Source organism: Nocardioides halotolerans DSM 19273 (genome assembly GCF_000422805.1).
In the GTDB taxonomy this organism is placed as follows: domain Bacteria; phylum Actinomycetota; class Actinomycetes; order Propionibacteriales; family Nocardioidaceae; genus Nocardioides; species Nocardioides halotolerans.
The window spans coordinates 596,108-612,955 of the sequence record NZ_KE383923.1; the positions used below are offsets into that span (position 1 = coordinate 596,108).

At 70.0% G+C, this 16,848-nt stretch carries 15 protein-coding genes; 5 read left to right on the forward strand and 10 right to left on the reverse strand.

Features of this window, described 5'->3' with window-relative positions:
• Window positions 1–246: 246 nt before the first annotated feature.
• The 3 genes from G514_RS0117730 to G514_RS0117740 all read left to right on the forward strand — a co-directional run bounded on the left by G514_RS0117730 (window position 247) and on the right by G514_RS0117740 (window position 3,683).
• The gene (locus tag G514_RS0117730; RefSeq protein ID WP_028652849.1) at window positions 247–1,623 is read left to right on the forward strand and encodes an ABC transporter substrate-binding protein; all 1,377 of its coding nucleotides are present in this window, start codon (window positions 247–249) and stop codon (window positions 1,621–1,623) included.
• A gap of 159 nt (window positions 1,624–1,782) precedes the next feature.
• Window positions 1,783–2,742, forward strand: coding sequence for a carbohydrate ABC transporter permease (locus tag G514_RS0117735; protein WP_028652850.1), 960 nt, complete (start codon window positions 1,783–1,785; stop codon window positions 2,740–2,742).
• Window positions 2,742–3,683 (forward strand): carbohydrate ABC transporter permease, encoded by a 942-nt coding sequence (locus tag G514_RS0117740; protein WP_028652851.1) that lies wholly within the window; start codon window positions 2,742–2,744, stop codon window positions 3,681–3,683. Before G514_RS0117735 ends, G514_RS0117740 begins: the two co-directional genes overlap by 1 nt.
• On the opposite strand, the gene G514_RS0117745 is transcribed toward G514_RS0117740, so the two are convergent.
• Complete coding sequence (locus G514_RS0117745; protein WP_028652852.1) at window positions 3,673–5,055, reverse strand: GH1 family beta-glucosidase; 1,383 nt, start codon at window positions 5,053–5,055, stop codon at window positions 3,673–3,675. The two genes, G514_RS0117740 and G514_RS0117745, sit on opposite strands and share 11 nt — an antisense overlap.
• 47 nt (window positions 5,056–5,102) lie before the next feature.
• On the opposite strand from G514_RS0117745, the gene G514_RS0117750 reads away from it, so the two are divergent.
• The gene (locus G514_RS0117750; protein ID WP_028652853.1) at window positions 5,103–6,119 is read left to right on the forward strand and encodes a LacI family DNA-binding transcriptional regulator; all 1,017 of its coding nucleotides are present in this window, start codon (window positions 5,103–5,105) and stop codon (window positions 6,117–6,119) included.
• A gap of 9 nt (window positions 6,120–6,128) precedes the next feature.
• Here G514_RS0117750 and G514_RS27530 read toward each other — a convergent pair whose 3' ends face one another.
• From G514_RS27530 to G514_RS0117795, 9 genes are all read right to left on the reverse strand, one after another.
• The gene (locus G514_RS27530; protein WP_036565138.1) at window positions 6,129–7,334 is read right to left on the reverse strand and encodes an ABC transporter ATP-binding protein; all 1,206 of its coding nucleotides are present in this window, start codon (window positions 7,332–7,334) and stop codon (window positions 6,129–6,131) included.
• 3 nt (window positions 7,335–7,337) lie between these two features.
• Window positions 7,338–8,171, reverse strand: coding sequence for a carbohydrate ABC transporter permease (locus G514_RS0117760; protein ID WP_036565140.1), 834 nt, complete (start codon window positions 8,169–8,171; stop codon window positions 7,338–7,340).
• Between the two features lies 1 nt (window position 8,172).
• Complete coding sequence (locus G514_RS0117765) at window positions 8,173–9,102, reverse strand: carbohydrate ABC transporter permease (protein WP_245582253.1); 930 nt, start codon at window positions 9,100–9,102, stop codon at window positions 8,173–8,175.
• Between the two features lie 5 nt (window positions 9,103–9,107).
• Entirely contained in the window at window positions 9,108–10,358 is a 1,251-nt protein-coding gene (locus tag G514_RS0117770; RefSeq protein WP_051247646.1) for an extracellular solute-binding protein, read from the reverse strand.
• Window positions 10,359–10,549: 191 nt separating this feature from the next.
• Window positions 10,550–11,167 carry a DUF1707 SHOCT-like domain-containing protein gene (locus G514_RS27535; protein WP_051247647.1) on the reverse strand — a complete coding sequence of 206 codons (618 nt, stop codon included), beginning with the start codon at window positions 11,165–11,167 and terminating at the stop codon, window positions 10,550–10,552.
• A gap of 30 nt (window positions 11,168–11,197) precedes the next feature.
• The gene (locus G514_RS0117780) at window positions 11,198–12,259 is read right to left on the reverse strand and encodes an ABC transporter ATP-binding protein (protein WP_028652857.1); all 1,062 of its coding nucleotides are present in this window, start codon (window positions 12,257–12,259) and stop codon (window positions 11,198–11,200) included.
• Entirely contained in the window at window positions 12,259–13,083 is an 825-nt protein-coding gene (locus G514_RS0117785) for an ABC transporter permease (protein WP_245582254.1), read from the reverse strand. The genes G514_RS0117780 and G514_RS0117785 overlap by 1 nt, the downstream gene beginning before the upstream one ends.
• Window positions 13,047–13,937, reverse strand: a complete 891-nt coding sequence (locus G514_RS27540) for an ABC transporter permease (RefSeq protein ID WP_036565145.1) — start codon at window positions 13,935–13,937, stop codon at window positions 13,047–13,049. Before G514_RS27540 ends, G514_RS0117785 begins: the two co-directional genes overlap by 37 nt.
• Before the next feature lie 14 nt (window positions 13,938–13,951).
• Window positions 13,952–15,076, reverse strand: a complete 1,125-nt coding sequence (locus G514_RS0117795; RefSeq protein ID WP_157544951.1) for an ABC transporter substrate-binding protein — start codon at window positions 15,074–15,076, stop codon at window positions 13,952–13,954.
• Window positions 15,077–15,150: 74 nt separating this feature from the next.
• Here G514_RS0117795 and G514_RS0117800 point away from each other — a divergent pair, with 74 nt between their 5' ends.
• Complete coding sequence (locus G514_RS0117800) at window positions 15,151–16,842, forward strand: fumarate hydratase (RefSeq protein WP_028652860.1); 1,692 nt, start codon at window positions 15,151–15,153, stop codon at window positions 16,840–16,842.
• The last annotated feature ends 6 nt before the right edge of the window (window positions 16,843–16,848 follow it).

Sequence of the window (16,848 nt, forward strand, 5' to 3'; positions counted from 1 at the left end):
AGTGACGCGGGTCACCCTAGGTGGCACCGCGCTCCGCGCGATAGAGCGTCCGTCCGGAGGGGCGGTGGGTTGACGCCGGAGTCCTGTCGTGGGAGCGTTCCCACGGAATGTGACGTGCGTTACAGAAACGTTATCCACGCTTCTTGACCACCCTGGGCGTAAGCGTTTACATGCTCGTAACGGAGCGGGCAGGGCGGTCGGGAGAGAACGCGACAAACCTGCTGACCCATGAAGAGAGGAAGAGGCATGCGAACACGCAACACGCGTCGAGTGGCGGCCCTGGCTGCCGCGGTGCTGGGCGCGGGGCTTGCTCTGGCGAGCTGTGCCGACGACGACGACGGCGGTGGCGCCAGCGGCACCTGGCCCGGCGCCGACAAGACCGAGTGCAAGGACCTGGAGCAGCTCGCCGACTTCGGCGACCTGTCCGGCAAGGAGGTGGGGGTCTACACCTCCATCGTCGCTCCTGAGGACCAGGCCCAGAAGGACTCCTACAAGCTCTTCACCACGTGCACGGGTGCGAAGGTCAAGTACGAAGGCTCCAAGGAGTTCGAGGCCCAGCTGCCCGTGCGTGTGCAGGCCGGCAACCCGCCGGACATCGCGTTCGTCCCGCAGCCCGGTCTGCTGAAGACCCTGGTCGCGACGGGCAAGGTCGTCGAGGCGCCCTCGCAGGTCTCCGACAACGTCGATGAGTTCTTCGGCGAGGACTGGCGCGCCTACGGCAGCGTCGACGACAAGCTGTACGCCGCGCCGCTGGGCGCGAACGTGAAGTCGTTCGTGTGGTACTCGCCGTCGATGTTCGCCGACAACGGCTGGGAGGTCCCGGAGACCTGGGACGACATGCTCGCCCTCTCCGACACCATCGCGGCCAGCGGCATCAAGCCGTGGTGCGCCGGCATCGAGTCCGGTGAGGCCACCGGTTGGCCCGCCACCGACTGGCTCGAGGACGTGCTGCTCCGCACGGCCGGGCCCGACGTCTACGACGACTGGGTCAGCCACGACGTGCCGTTCAACGACCCGCAGATCGCCGAGGCGCTCGACCAGGTCGGCGGCATCCTCAAGAACGACAAGTACGTCAACGGCGGCATCGGCGACGTGAAGTCGATCGCCACCACGGCGTTCCAGGAGGGCGGTCTGCCGATCCTCGACGGCAAGTGCGCCATGCACCGCCAGGCGGGCTTCTACGCCGCCAACTGGCCCGAGGGCACCAACGTGGCCGAGGACGGCGACGTGTTCGCCTTCTACCTGCCCACCGTGAGCGAGGACTTCGGGCGACCGGTCCTCGGTGGCGGCGAGTTCGTGACGGCGTTCTCCGACGACACCGTCGTCCAGGCCCTCCAGACCTACCTGTCGACCGACGTGTGGGCCAACGAGAAGGCCAAGAACACGCCGGGCGGCGGCTGGGTGAGCGCCAACAAGGGTCTCCAGGTGGAGAACCTCGTCAGCCCGATCGACCAGCTCTCCGGTCAGATCCTCCAGGACCCCGACGCGGTCTTCCGCTTCGACGGTTCGGACCAGATGCCCGGAGAGGTGGGCGCGAACTCCTTCTGGAAGGAGATGACCGCCTGGATCACCGGTCAGAGCACGGCCGACACTCTCGACCACATCGAGAGCAGCTGGCCCTGATCCTGAGTGACGCCTGACCCGACCCGGGTCCCGGCCGGCCTCGTGCCGGCCGGGACCGGGCCGGGGCTCGCCCAGCGCTGAACGGCCGCGACCCTCGCCGCCGATGCGTCCCACGACCGGCCCCGGCGGCGCCCGCCGCTCGAGACCTCGGGAGAGTTGATGTCTGCAGGTGAGAAGTTCGTACAGCTGGTGATCTGCGTCGCCGTCTTCTTCGGCGTCGTCGCCCTGATCCTGCTGGTGACCTCGCGGCTGCGGTCGCGCAGCGGCGAGCGCATCCAGTTCGCCGCCTTCGTGCTGCCCGCCGTGCTGCTCATCGCGGTCGGGCTGCTCTACCCCGCGATCAGCACGATTATCACGTCGTTCAAGGACAACACCCAGACGGAGTTCGTCGGTCTCGACAACTACCACACCGTCTTCACCGACAGCCAGCAGCTCAAGGTGCTGCGCAACACCGCGCTGTGGGTCGCGCTGGTGCCGACGCTGTCCACCTTCATCGGCCTCGTCTACGCCGTGCTGGTCGACCGGGCCCGGATGGAGAAGTTCGCGAAGGCGCTCGTCTTCCTGCCGATGGCGATCTCCCTGGTGGGCGCGTCGATCATCTGGAAGTTCGTCTACGCCTACAAGGACAATGAGAACGACCAGATCGGGCTGGCCAACCAGGTCCTGAAGTCGCTCGGCTTCGACACCTACAACTTCCTGCTCAACGAGCCGTGGAACAACCTGTTCCTGATCGTGATCATGATCTGGGTCCAGGCCGGCTTCGCGATGACACTCCTCTCCGCGTCGATCAAGGCGATCCCCGAGGACATCGTCGAGGCGGCCCGGCTCGACGGGGTCAGCGGGCTCAAGATGTTCCGCTACATCACGGTCCCGAGCATCCGGCCCTCGCTGATCGTGGTGCTCACGACCATCAGCATCACGACGCTGAAGGCCTTCGACATCGTGCGTACGGCGACGGGCGGCAACTTCGACACCAGCGTGCTGGCCTACGAGTTCTACGTGCAGAGCTTCCGCTCGAACAACGCCGGCCTCGGTGCGGCGCTCGCCGTGCTGATCTTCGTCCTCGTCCTGCCGATCGTCGTCTACAACGTCCGTCAGTTGCGAAAGCTGGGTGCCTGATGACCATCGCCGATCCCGACGTCTCGGTCGAGCAGGCGCTCGCAGCCCAGACGAGCGCCGCGTCCAACGCCAAGAAGGCGCTGTCGTCCCCGTGGGCGTCCCTGGCCGCGGTGGTCATCGCGGTGCTGTGGACCCTGCCGACGGCGGGCCTCCTCATCTCGTCGTTCCGCTCCGAGGACGACGTCAAGACCAGCGGCTGGTGGACCGGGCTCACCGGCCCCTTCACCACCGAGAACTACCGCGCGGTGCTCAAGGGCACCGACGTCGACCTGGCGACCTACTTCATCAACACCATCGTGATCACGATCCCCTCGGTGCTGATCCCGATCTCGCTGGCGGTGCTCGCCGCCTACGCGTTCGCGTGGATCAAGTTCCCGGGCCGCGACCTCCTGTTCGTCGCGGTCTTCGCGCTGCAGATCGTGCCGATCCAGGTCACGATGATCCCGCTGCTCAAGCTCTACGTGCAGCCGCCGTTCAACCTGGCTCCGCTCGCGGGCGGCGACGCCCCCGGTGGCGGCTTCTACACGATCTGGCTCTCGCACTCGATCTTCGCGCTGCCGCTGGCGATCTACCTGCTGCACAACTTCATGTCGCAGATCCCGGGCGAGCTCATCGAGTCGGCGCGGGTCGACGGCGCCGGGCACGTCCAGATCTTCAGCCGGATCATGCTGCCCCTGATGGCCCCCGCCATCGCGGCGTTCGGCATCTTCCAGTTCCTCTGGGTCTGGAACGACCTGCTCGTCGCCCTGGTCTTCGGCGGTGGCAGCCTCGACGTGTCGCCGCTGACGGTGCGGCTGGCCGAGCTGTCCGGCACCCGCGGCCAGGACTGGCACCTGCTGTCGGCCGGCGCGTTCGTGTCCCTGGTCGTCCCCCTGATCGTCTTCCTGGCCCTCCAGCGCTACTTCGTGCGCGGGCTGCTGGCCGGAAGCGTCAAGGGGTGACCCCGACGCCGACTGAGGAGCTGTTCAGGTGCTCCGCCAGCCAGTGGAAGGACGCCTTGGGCGTCCGCGTCGGACCCTGCGGGTCGACGTGCACGATGCCGAAGGTCTTGGTGTAGCCCTCGGCCCACTCGAAGTTGTCCAGGAGGGTCCACACGATGTACGCACGGACGTCCGCGCCGCCCTGCCGCGCCCGCTCGGTCGCGGCGATGTGGTCGCGCAGGTAGGCGATCCGGTCCTGGTCGTCGAGGGTCTCGTCGGGGTAGGCGGCGCCGTTCTCGGTCACCAGGACCGGCAGGCCCGTGCGCGCGGACGTGTCGACCAGGAGCTCCTCGAGCCCGGACGCGTCGACCTCCCAGCCGATGTCGGTGCGGGGCTCGCGGACGACGAACGACACCGGCGCGGACCCCGGGTAGGCGTCGGCCTCGGGGTGCCGGGCGGCGGCGCCGGGCGCGGCGGTGCGGAACGGCGTGTAGTAGTTCACGCCGACCCAGTCGGCGGACCCCTGCACCAGCGCCAGGTCGCCGTCGCGGACCAGGTCGGTGTCGGCGAGCTCCGGAGCGACGGCGAGCAGCCCGTCGTCGTAACGGCCGTCGACGAGCGGGCCGAGCCAGACCCTGTTGCGTATCGCGTCGATCCCGTCGGTGGCGGCGACCAGCTCCGGGTCGTCCGGGTCCTCCGGCCAGAACGGCGCCAGGTTGAGCACGATGCCGAGGTCCTCGACGCCGGCGGCGTGCAGGCGCTCCGCGGCCAGGCCGTGACCGAGCAGCAGGTGGTGCGCCGCCCGGTGTCCGGCACCGCCCTCGCGCCGGCCCGGGGCGTGCACGCCCGCGGAGTAGCCGAGGTAGGCCGCGCACCACGGCTCGTTGTGCGTGGCCCAGACACCGACGCGGTCGCCGAGCCGGTCGTGGACGACCATCGCGTAGTCGGCGAAGGCCTCCGCGGTGTCGCGGTTGAGCCACCCGTCGCGGTCCTCGAGGGCCTGCGGCAGGTCCCAGTGGTAGAGCGTCGCCGTCGGGGACAGGCCGCGTGCGAGCGCGGCGTCGACGAGCCGGTCGTAGTAGTCGAGGCCGCGCGTCTCGACCCGCCCGACCCCCTCGGGCACGATCCGCGGCCAGGCGATCGAGAAGCGGTACCAGCCGGCGCCCACGGCGGCGACGAGGTCGAGGTCCTCCTCGTAGCGGTGGTAGGAGTCGCAGGCTACCGAGCCGTCGAGCCCGTCCTTCACCGCCCCGGGACGGGCCGCGAAGGTGTCCCAGATCGACGCGCCGCGACCGTCCTCGGCCACCGCCCCCTCGATCTGGTACGCCGCAGTGGCGACGCCGTAGGCGAGGCTCGATCCGTCGGGGAGGCTGCTGCGCACCGTGTCCACCACCGGCCCAACCTAACCCACCCGGGCCGGTTCGCGGGAGCGCTCCCACGATGACGGGCATCAAGGACGTCGCGCGCGAGCTCGAGATGTCGACGGCGACCGTGTCCCGGGCGCTGCGCGGGCTGCCCGGGGTCTCCGACGAGACCCGGCAGCGGGTCCAGCGGACGGCGAAGCAGCTGGGCTACGTGCCCTCACCCGGGGCCGCCGGACTGGCGAGCGGCCGGACCCGCACGGTCGCCGTCGTCGTGCCGTTCGTGACCCGCTGGTTCTTCGCCTCCGTGGTCCAGGGCGCGGAAGAGGTGCTGCGGGAGGGCGGCTACGACCTGCTCCTCTACAACCTCGCCGGCTCGGGTGCCGCGCGGCACCGCGTCTTCGAGGGCGGCCGGCTGACCAAGCGCGTCGACGCCGTCCTCGTGCTGAGCCTCCAGCCCACCGACGACGAGCTGACGCGCCTCACCGCCCTGGGCCGGCCCGTGACGTTCGTCGGCGCCGACGTGCCGGGTTGGTCGACGGTCCGCATCGACGACGAGGCCGCCGCCTGCACGGCGACGGGTCACCTCGTCGAGCTCGGCCACCGGCGCATCGCCTACGTGGGTGGCCCGGGCGAGCTCGACGTCACCGCGCCCAACGCCCGCGAGGCGGGCTACCGGGGCACGCTGCGCTCCGCCGGCCTCGCGCACGACCCGAGCCTCGAGGTCGACGGCGGGTTCACCCTGCCCGGCGGCATCGACGCCGGCCGGCGACTGCTCGACCGGCCCGACCGGCCCACGGCTATCTTCGCGGCGTCCGACGAGATGGCGATCGGCGTGCTCCGCGCCGCCCGCGAGCTCGGCCTGCGCGTGCCGCACGACGTGTCGGTGGTCGGCATCGACGACCACGAGCTGGCCGGGTTCTTCGACCTCACCACGGTGGCGCAGCCGGTGGTGGAGCAGGGTCGGCTGGCGGCGCGGCTGGTGCTCGACGCGCTGGCGCCGGGTGCGGCGAAGGGCGGGTGGCACCCCGCCCAGGTGATCCTCCCGACCACGTTGCTGGCGCGCGGGAGCACCGGCCCGCCGCCGACCGCCTGACCCGGACGATCAGTCGGCCGGGCGCCCGGTCGCCGCTTGGGAGATCTCGCCGGCGTTCGCGCGGTCCACCGTGAGGTTCTCGCCCGTGGCGGGGTCGAACAGGTGCATCTTGGACGTGTCGACCCAGATCTCGGCCTCGTCGCCCTCGGCGATCGTGCTGGACCCGTCGAGGCCCACGACGAGCTGGGTGCGCAGGGCCTCGCCGTCGAGGTCGCGCTCGAGCTGCTCCAGCTGCTCGCGCACCTCGGGCGGCGCCTCGAACGGGATGTAGGCGTAGGCCTCGTTGCCCAGCCACTCCACGACGTCGACGGTCGCCCGGAACGTCGATCCCTTGCGCGAGGGGTCGACCACCGACGCGTCCTCGAACGCCTCCGGCCGGATCCCGGCGATGAGGAGGCCCTTGTCGGCGGCGCGCTCGGCCTTCTCCGGGGAGATCTCGACCGTGCCGAACGGCAGCTCGACCGAGGTGCCCGTCACCGTGGCGGGTAGGAAGTTCATCGGCGGCGACCCGATGAAGCCGGCCACGAAGAGGTTGCCCGGGTTGCCGTAGAGCTCGCGCGGGGTCGCCAGCTGCTGCAGCAGCCCCCGCTTGAGCACGGCGACCCGGTCGCCCAGCGTCATCGCCTCGGTCTGGTCGTGGGTGACGTAGACCGTGGTGATGCCGAGCTTCTTCTGCAGCCGCGAGATCTCGCTGCGCATCTGGCCGCGCAGCTTGGCGTCGAGGTTGGACAGCGGCTCGTCGAAGAGGAACGCGTCGGCGTCGCGCACGATGGCGCGGCCCATGGCGACGCGCTGGCGCTGGCCACCCGAGAGGTTGCCCGGCTTGCGCTCGAGGTGCTCGTCGAGCTCGAGCGTCCTGGACGCCTCGCGCACCTTCTCGTCCACGGTCTTGTCGTCGGCCTTGGCCAGCCGCAGCGGGAAGGCGATGTTCTCGTAGACGCTCAGGTGCGGGTAGAGGGCGTAGTTCTGGAACACCATCGCGAGGTTGCGCTCGCGCGGGGCCAGGTCGTTGACCACCTTGCCGCCGATGACCATCTCGCCCTCGGTGATGTCCTCGAGGCCCACGATCATCCGCAGCAGGGTCGACTTCCCGCAGCCCGACGGACCGACGAGGATCACGAACTCCCCGTCGGCGACGTCGATGCTGACGTCGTTCACGGCCGGGAACCCGTCGCCGTACCTCTTGACGATGTTCTTCATCTCGATGGCTGCCATCGGTCAACCCTTCACTGCGCCGGAGGTCAGGCCGGCCACGATCTTGCGCTGGAAAATCAGGACGATGACGATGATCGGGATCGTCGACACGACGGCTCCCGCGGCCAGCAGCGACGCCGGCCGGTTGAACGGGTCGGAGCCGACGAAGAACGACAGCGCGGCCGGGATCGGACGCGCCCGCTCCGTCGAGGTCAGCGAGATCCCGAACACGAAGTCGTTCCACGCGAAGAAGAACGTCAGGATCGCCGCCGTGAACACCCCCGGTGCCGCGAGCGGGACGATCACCTTGCGGAACGCCTGCCAGGAGGTGGCGCCGTCGACCTGCGCCGCCTGCTCCATCTCCCAGGGAATCTCCCGGAAGAACGCCGACAGGGTCCAGATCGCCAGTGGCAGCGTGAACGACATGTAGGGGATGATCAGCCCCGGCCAGGTGTCGTAGAGGCCGAAGGTCCGCCACATGTCGAACAGCGGGCCCACCAGCGAGACGACCGGGAACATCGCGATCGCCAGCGCCGTGGTCAGCACGAACTTCTTGCCCTGGAACTCCAGCCGCGCGATGGCGTACGCCGCGAGAGTCGCGATGATGACGGACAGCGCCGTCGCGATGAGGCTGATGCCGACCGAGTTGATGATCGCCCGGCGGAACTGGTCGTTGTCGAGGACGTCCTGGTAGTTCTGCCAGCCCGCGCTGTCGCCGGACGCCGGGAGGAACCCGGGGCTGCCGTTGGTGATCGCGGTCTGCGACTTGAACGACAGCGAGATGATCCACGCGACCGGCAGCAGGCACCAGGCGAGGATCAGCGCGCAGCCGATGACGGTTCCGATCTTCTGGCGCATCTCAGCCCTCCTGCCGAGCGGCGGCGAGGTCGACCTTGAACAGCTTGACGATCAGCCACGCGATCACCAGGACCGACAGGAACAGCAGCACCGACAGCGCGGACCCGATCCCGAGCTGGAACTGCTCGATCGTCTGGCGGTAGGTCAGGAAGGAGATCGACTCGGTGTTCACCGCACCCGACGTCATCACGAAGATGTTGTCGAAGATGCGGTAGGCGTCGAGCGCTCGGAACAGGACCGCGACCATGATCGCCGCCCGCATGTTGGGCAGGATCACCTTCCACAACCGTTGCCACCAGGTGGCACCGTCGACCTTGGCGGCCTCGATCATGTCCTCCGAGACCTGCGCCAGGCCGGCGAGGAGCAGCAGCGACATGAACGGCGTGGTCTTCCAGATCTCCGATACCATGATGGCGATCACCGCGGGCGTGGTGTCGCCGAACCAGTTGAAGTCGGTGTCGAGGAACGGCAGCCAGTCGTTGACGAAGCCGTTCTGGAAGCTGAACGCGAACTGCCACGCGAAGCCGGAGACCACGGTGATGATGCCGTAGGGGATCAGGATCGAGGTCCGGATGACGCCCCTCGCGAAGACCACCCGGTGCATGACCATCGCGAACACGAAGCCGATGACGAGCTCGACGCTGACCGTCACCAGCATGTAGAGCACGGTGACGAAGGTGTCGCGCCAGAACAGCGAGTCGGTCAGCGCCGTCAGGTAGTTGCTCAGCCCGACGAACTCCCGGTCCTCCGGGGCGGTCAGCGAGTAGCTGAACAGCGAGAGGTAGAGCGCCCGGATCATCGGGAACGCCGTGACGACCAGCATCAGCACGATGGCCGGCGCCACCAGGCGTTGTCCCAGCCGCGTCTCGGCACGGGCGCGGTCGCTGAGCTCGGGCTTGGCCGCCCCTTCGCTCCGCGGTGGAGCGGTCACGGCGGTCACAGCAAGGCCTTCCCGTCGAGGACGTCTCGGAGGAACTTCGCCGACTCCTCCGGGGTCTTGTCGGGGTCGACGGAGGTCGGCGAGTGCCACACGCTCTGCACGGCGGCGGAGATCGTCGCGTAGTAGGAGCTCTTCGGCCGCGGCCCGCCGCTGTCGACGCTCTCGCTGAAGAGCTGGAGCAGGTCGGGCGGGTAGGCCTCGGCCAGCTCGGGCGTCTCGTAGGCCGACGTCCGCGAGGGCATCAGCCCCTCGTTGACCGCGAGGTCGACCTGGGCCTCCGAGGAGGTGACGCACGCGGCCGCCTCGAGCGCGAAGTCGGTGTGCTTGGAGAACGCGCCGACGCCGATGTCGATGCCGCCGATGGGCGGCTTGGACTCCTCGCCCTCCACGGTCGCCGGGTAGCGCGCCCAGCCGAGGTCCGCGAACTCGTCCGCGGTGATGTCGCCACTGTCGACCAGGCCCTCGTAGTTCTTGTAGACGAAGGTCCAGTTCGTCATGAACTCGCCGGCCCCGCCGAACATCTGCCCGAGGCTGGTGCCCTCGTTGCTGGTGGTGAGGTCGGGCTGCGCCGCCTTCGACGAGGCCAGCTTCTGGATCACCGCGGCGGCGTCGCGACCAGCGTCGGAGTCGATGTCGATCTTCGCGTCCTTGCCGGCCTCGTTGTCCGAGATGATGTCGCCGCCGGCGCCCTGGATGAGGGCGTTGATGAGCACGACGTACGCCTCGTACTTGTTCGCCTGGACGCCGACCGTGCCACCGTTGTCGGCGGCGGCGTCGATGATCTGGTCCCAGGTGACCGGCTGGGTCATGTCGAGCCCGCCCGCTGCCGCGAGCGACTTGCGGTACCACAGCACCTGGGTGTTGGCCCACTGCGGGAAGGCGTAGACGCCGTCGTCCCAGGTCACGGTCTCGGCGGCGCCCGCGAGGACGTCGTCGTCGGTGGCCTTGCTCGCGGCGTCGTCCGGGAGTCGCTCCAGCCACTTCGCGTTGGCGAACTCCGCCACGAAGACCGGGTCGAGGCTCATCAGGTCCGTCGAGGAGTCCTTGGCCGCCAGGCGCCGCGCGAGCTGGGTGCGCTGGTCGGTCGCGCCGGAGGGCAGCAGCTGGATCTCGATGTCGTAGTCAGCGGTGCTGCACGACGACGCGAGCGCCTTGAGGGTGTCGACCCCGTCGGGGTTCACGTACCAGTTCAGCGTCGGCTTGCCGGAGCCTCCCGAGCAGGCGGCCAGCCCGGTGCACAGCAGCACCGCCGCCGCGCCGGCGGCCAGGCTCCGCCGTGGCCGAGACCTCGCCGCGGTGCCGAGCTGTCGCTGTGCTGGTGACCGTGCTGATGACCGTGCTGGTGACCGTGTCATGGGCGCCCTCCCGAGTGGTCCCGTACATCACGTCTAGTCGCTCGATGCCCGTCTGTCCACCCCGGGTCCACGGAAGGGCCGCCTCAGAGGTGCTTGCGCTCCACGCTCACACCGCCCCAGATCGCGACGCCCTTGATGCGCACGACCGGCGAGCTGTCGTCGAGGGTGGCGTCGACGAGACCCGACGGTCCCGAGTAGCCGCCCATGATCCCGGTGCCCTCCATGTGCACCCGGGTCGTCGGTCCCACGATGACCTGGGCGCCGCCCATGATGGCGTTGATGGTGATCACGACCTCGTGGGCCGCGAACTTCGCGCGCCGCAGGTCGAGCTCGGCGCCGCCCATCAGCGCGAGGATGGTCATCCGTCGCGGCACCACCCAGACGCCGGTGCGTCGCAGGCCGCTCAGGACCGCGAAGTGGCTCTCCTTCTCGGCCCCCGGCACGACGTCGGGCAGAGCCGCGGCGGGCGCCACCACCGGCCGCTGGTGCGGGTGCGTCGGCAGGTCGAGCGTGATCGGCACCAGGTCGGCATAGGTGCGGGCGGCGTACGTCGCCTCGAGGCGCTGGTCGAGCTCGTCGAGGTCGAGCCGCCCCTCCCCCGCCGCCTGCCGCAGGATCTCGGCGACCTGGTGGCGCTCGGAGTCGGAGATCCGCAGCCGGGCGGGGTCGGACCCTGCCGGCTGCTGCAGCTCACCCGCCATGCGCCAAGCCTAGTGCGGTGCTCGAGGCTCTCAGTCGGCGACGACGAGCACCGGCACCGGCTCGACCGAGAGCGCGACCCGCTGGCCCACGTGGAGCGCGGCGGCCTCCGAGCTCGCCAGCTGGGCGATCACCAGCGTGCCGTCGGCCAGCGTCACGGTGGCCCGCGAGACCGGCCCGAGGAAGGCCACGGCCGCCACCGTGGCGGCGCCGCCGGCGTCGGGCACGACCCGCACCGACTCGGGCCGCACCAGGGCGACTCCGGAGCCCGCCGCCGAGCCGGCCAGCACCGGCACGGCGGTGCCGAGGACGTCGGCCCGCCCGTCGGTCACCGTGGCCGGGACCCGGTTGCTCAGCCCCACGAACGAGCCGACGAACGGCGTCGCCGGCGCGGCGTAGAGCTCGGCGGGCGGCGCCAGCTGGTCGAGGCGGCCGGCGTGCATGACACCGACGCGGTCGGCCACCGCGAGCGCCTCCTCCTGGTCGTGGGTGACGAAGAGCGTGGTGGTGCCGACGTCGAGCTGGACCCGGCGGATCTCGTCGCGCAGCTGGACCCGCACCTTGGCGTCGAGCGCCGACAGCGGCTCGTCGAGGAGGAGCACGGCGGGCTCGATGGCGAGCGCCCGCGCCAGGGCCACCCGCTGCTGCTGCCCGCCGGACAGCTGGTTGGCGTAGCGGTCGTGGTGCTGGCCCAGGCCGACCATGTCGAGCATGTCGCCGGCCCGCTGGCGCCGCTCCGCGCGCGAGCGCCCGCGCAGCTTGAGCCCGAAAGCGACGTTGTCGAGCACGGTGAGGTGCGGGAACAGGCTGTAGGCCTGGAAGACCATCCCCATGTCACGCTTGTTGGCCGGGACCCGGGTCAGGTCCTTTCCGCCGACGCTGATGGTGCCGGCGTCCTGCCGCTCGAGGCCGGCGAGGATCCGCAGCGCCGTGGTCTTGCCGCAGCCGGAGGGGCCGAGCAGCACGACCATCTCGCCCGGCTCGATGTGCAGGTCGAGGCCGTCGAGAGCGTGCACGTCGCCGTAGGACCGTCGCAGACCGGTCATCTGGACGGCGACGCCGGTGCCGCCGGACGCTTCTGGGGCGGTGGACATCAGCGACCTCCGTGAGACAGGTGGCGGCGGCGGTCGAGCAACGACAGCGCCATGAGCAGGATCGCGGCGAACAGCAGCGACGCCAGGGCGGCCGCCATGGACTCCGGTGCGTTGACCTTGCCGATCTGGACGATGACGACCGGCAGCGTGTTGTAGTGGGTGAGCGAGGAGATCGTGTACTCCCCCAGCACCAGCGCCACGGCGATGAACGCCGCACCCAGCACGCCGGACCACAGGTTGGGCAGGATCACCCGCGTGATGACGGTGAACCAGCTCGCCCCGAGCGACCGGGCCGCCTCGGCGAGCGTCGTCGCGTCGAGCGAGGACAGCGAGGAGTCGATCGCGCGGTAGGCGTAGGGCAGCACCAGCACGACGTAGACGAACGCCAGCGTGAGCGCGGAGTCGCCGACGAGGTAGTTGACCCATGCGTAGACGTTCTTGAGCCCGACCACGATGACCAGCGCGGGGATGGTGAGCGGGAGCAGGCAGAGGAACTCCACGAGCCGGGTCGCCCCGGGCACCCGCAACCGGACCCAGATCATCGTCGGCACCAGGAGCACGATCATGCCCACCACGGTCAGCGCCGCGAGCAGCAACGACGTCGTGATGGCGTCGGTCATGGTCGGGTCCTCGGTGAGCGCCTGCCACGCGGCACCGGTCCGCTCCTTGGTGGCGGGGTTCTTGGTGCTGAAGTTCAGGAGCGCGAGGAGCGGGATCGCGAAGAACGCGCCGAAGACCAGCAGCAGGAGCCAGCGCAGCACCCGCCAGGCCGCGGCGCCGCCGCCCGTCACGACAGCCACCTCGACGTCCGCTTGAGCAGCCACGCGTAGAGCGACATCACGATGGCCACCACCACGACCATCTCCAGCGCGAGCGCGTAGGCGAAGTTGTGCTCGCCCAGCACGATCTCGCTGGTGAGGGAGTTGCGGATCAGCAGCGGCAGGATCGGCGAGCCCTGGCTCACCAGCGCCGCGGCCGTGGCGTACGCCGCGAACGCGTTGGCGAACAGCAGCAGCGAGGAGCCGAGGAACGCCGGCCGCAGCAGCGGGAAGGCGACCTGGGTCCAGTACTGCCAGGTCGTGGCCCCGAGGTTGACCGCGGCCTCGCGCCACTGCGGCCGCAGCCCTTCGAGCGCCGGCAGGAACACGATCACCATCAGCGGGATCTGGAAGTAGGTGTAGACGAGCACCAGCCCGGGCAGCTCGTAGAGCTGCGAGATGCCGTTGGGGTCGGTGCCGATCGTGTCCGCGAGCAGCGTGGTGAGCAGGCCGCCGAAACCGAGCGTCGCGATCCATGCGAACGCCAGCGTGACGCCGCCGAACTGCGCGAGCACGCCGCACACCGCGGTGACCACGCGCCGCAGCACGCTGGTCGGCGGCGCCGTGACGACCAGGTAGGCCAGGATCGCGCCGAGCACGGCCCCGACCGCCGCGGAGATGAACGACAGCAGCAGGCTCTCGCGCAGGACGTGGAGCGGCGTTTCGTCGGTGAGTTTGCTGATCTTGTCGAGCGAGAAGCCGCCGTTGTCGTCCTGGAACGCGCCGACCAGCACGGTCGCGGTCGGCACGACCAGGAAGACGGCGAGGTAGGCCAGGAACGGGAGCAACCCGACCGACGGGCCGACGCTGAGGCGCCGGCCCGCCGGTGCTGGTGGCGTGGTGGCGGTGGTGGCCGCCACCGGGGCCGTCGTGCTCAGCCGATCGCCTTTGCCCAGTTCTCGGCCAGGTAGGCGGCCATCGCCTCGGTCTGCTCGTTGGTCGGGATCACCGGGTCACCCTCGACCGCCGGCAGGGCGTCGTACTTCTCCTGGTCGATGGTGCCCGCCTCGGCCATCGCGTCGGCGCGCACCGGCCGGGCGCCGCCGGCCAGCCAGAGGTTCTGGCCCTCGTCGCTGTAGAGGAACTCCTGCCAGAGCCGGGCGGCGGCGGGGTGCGGAGCGTCCGCGTTGATCGCCTGGAAGTAGTAGCCCGCGATCGCGGCGCCCTCCGGCACCACGACCTTCCAGGTGGGCAGCTTGGCGGTCTCCGCGGCGTTGAGGTAGTCCCAGTCGATGACCACCGGGGTCTGCCCGGACTCGATCGTCGCGGCGGTCGGGTCGATCGGCAGGAAGTTGCCGGCCTCCTTGACCCGCTTGAAGAAGTCCACGCCCGGCGCGATGTCGTCGGCCGAGCCGCCGTTGGCGACCGAGGCCATCAGCACGCCGCTGAACGCCGCACCGGCCGCGGTCGGGTCGCCGTTGAGGGCGACCTTGCCCTTGAAGTCCGGGCCGAGCAGGTCGTCCATCGTCGTGACGTCGGGCACCACGTTGGAGTCGTAGCCGATCGACATGAAGCCGCCGTAGTCGTTGACCCACGTGCCGTCGGCGTCCTTGAACTCGTCGGGGATCTCGTCGAACGTCGCCACTTTGTAGGGCGCGAACTTGTCGGTGTTGGCCAGCGCGACCGACTGGCCGAGGTCGAACACGTCCGGCGCGCGGTCGGTGCCCTTGAGCTGGTCGGCGGCGTTGATCTCGTCCTGGCTGGCCGCGTCGGGCTGGTCGGACTGCACCTCGATGTCGTACTTCTCCGAGAACGCGTCGATGATCGCGCCGTAGTTGGCCCAGTCGGGCGGCAGCGCGATGACGTTGAGCTTGCCCTCCTTCTGGGCAGCCTTCACCAGCGCGTCCATGCCGCCGAGGTCCTCCGCGGAGGTGGCCGACGAGGCGTCCTTGCCGCCGCCGGAGTCCTTGTCGTCGTCGTCATCGGGCGGCGCACACGCCGCGAGTGCGGTGGTGGCGCTCAGCGCGACCACGGTGACCAACCAGCTACGGACCTTCACGTGACCTCCTGGGTTGTTGCACGATCGACCACGCCCGAGCGCAACCGGCGCCGCTCACAGTACGCTCGGCGCCCGTGGCTGACGACCCTCGATTTCTGTACTCCGACCTGCTACCGACCGGGCCCGACGCGACGCCGTACCGTCTGGTCACCACCGAGGGCGTCTCGACGTTCGAGGCCACGGTCAGCGGCCGGAGCCGCTCCTTCCTGCAGGTGGCGCCCGAGGCGATCCAGCGGCTCACGTCGGAGGCGATGCACGACATCGCCCACTACCTGCGCCCGGCACACCTCGCGCAGCTCCGCCGGATCATCGACGACCCCGAGGCCTCGGCCAACGACCGCTTCGTCGCGCTCGACCTGCTGAAGAACGTGAACATCTCCGCGGGCGGGGTGCTGCCCATGTGCCAGGACACCGGCACCGCGATCGTGATGGGCAAGAAGTCCGAGGGGGTGCTGACCGGCGCCGACGACGGCGAGGCGGTCGCGCGCGGCGTCCACGACGCCTACACCCGGCTCAACCTGCGCTACTCCCAGCTCGCGCCGCTGACCACGTGGGACGAGAAGAACACCGGCACGAACCTGCCGGCGCAGATCGAGATCTACGCCACCGAGGACCACGGCAGCCCGGAGTACAAGTTCCTCTTCATGGCCAAGGGCGGCGGCTCGGCCAACAAGTCCTTCCTGTTCCAGGAGACCAAGGCCGTCCTGAACCCCACGCGGATGCTGGCGTTCCTCGACGAGAAGATCCGCTCGCTCGGCACCGCCGCCTGCCCGCCGTACCACCTCGCGGTCGTCATCGGCGGGACGTCGGCCGAGTTCGCGCTCAAGACCGCGAAGTACGCGTCGGCGCACTACCTCGACGCCCTCCCGACGTCCGGCTCGATGTCGGCGCACGGCTTCCGCGACCTGGAGCTGGAGGAGGAGGTCTTCAAGCTCACGCAGTCGTTCGGGATCGGCGCGCAGTTCGGCGGCAAGTACTTCTGCCACGACGTCCGCGTCGTCCGGCTGCCGCGACACGGTGCGTCGTGCCCGGTGGCGATCGCGGTCTCGTGCTCGGCCGACCGGCAGGCGCTGGGCAAGATCACCGCCGAGGGCGTGTTCCTCGAGCAGCTCGAGACCGACCCTGCGCACTACCTGCCCGACCCCGCGGTGAGCGAGGACGTGTCGGGCGGCGAGGTGGTGCGGATCGACCTCAACCGGCCGATGGCCGAGATCCGGGCCGAGCTGTCGCGGCACCCGGTCAAGACCCGGCTCTCGCTCTCCGGTCCCCTGGTGGTCGCCCGTGACATCGCCCACGCGAAGATCAAGGAGCGGCTCGACGCGGGCGAGGAGATGCCGGCCTACCTCCGAGACCACGCGGTCTACTACGCCGGTCCGGCCAAGACACCGGAGGGCTACGCCTCGGGCTCGTTCGGGCCGACCACGGCGGGACGCATGGACTCCTACGTCGAGCAGTTCCAGGCAGCGGGCGGGTCGCTGGTGATGCTCGCGAAGGGCAACCGCTCGCGGGCCGTGACCGAGGCCTGCCACGCCCACGGCGGGTTCTACCTCGGGTCGATCGGCGGCCCCGCCGCCCGGCTCGCCCAGGACTGCATCACGTCGGTGTCGGTGCTCGAGTACGAAGAGCTCGGCATGGAGGCCGTCTGGAAGATCGAGGTCGAGGACTTCCCGGCGTTCATCGTGGTCGACGACAAGGGCAACGACTTCTTCACCGACCCCGCCGGGACCGTCACCATCCCCGTCACCGGCATCCGGGTGCGGTCCTAGGTGCGG

Excerpts from the sequence above, each read along its gene's own strand:
- G514_RS27530 (WP_036565138.1), bottom strand. The coding sequence starts at position 7,334 with ATGGCAGCCATCGAGATGAAGAACATCGTCAAGAGGTACGGCGACGGG.
- G514_RS27535 (WP_051247647.1), bottom strand. The coding sequence starts at position 11,167 with ATGGCGGGTGAGCTGCAGCAGCCGGCAGGGTCCGACCCCGCCCGGCTG.
- G514_RS0117740 (WP_028652851.1), top strand. The coding sequence starts at position 2,742 with ATGACCATCGCCGATCCCGACGTCTCGGTCGAGCAGGCGCTCGCAGCC.
- G514_RS0117730 (WP_028652849.1), top strand. The coding sequence starts at position 247 with ATGCGAACACGCAACACGCGTCGAGTGGCGGCCCTGGCTGCCGCGGTG.
- G514_RS0117750 (WP_028652853.1), top strand. The coding sequence starts at position 5,103 with ATGACGGGCATCAAGGACGTCGCGCGCGAGCTCGAGATGTCGACGGCG.
- G514_RS0117760 (WP_036565140.1), bottom strand. The coding sequence starts at position 8,171 with ATGCGCCAGAAGATCGGAACCGTCATCGGCTGCGCGCTGATCCTCGCC.
- G514_RS0117735 (WP_028652850.1), top strand. The coding sequence starts at position 1,783 with ATGTCTGCAGGTGAGAAGTTCGTACAGCTGGTGATCTGCGTCGCCGTC.
- G514_RS0117780 (WP_028652857.1), bottom strand. The coding sequence starts at position 12,259 with ATGTCCACCGCCCCAGAAGCGTCCGGCGGCACCGGCGTCGCCGTCCAG.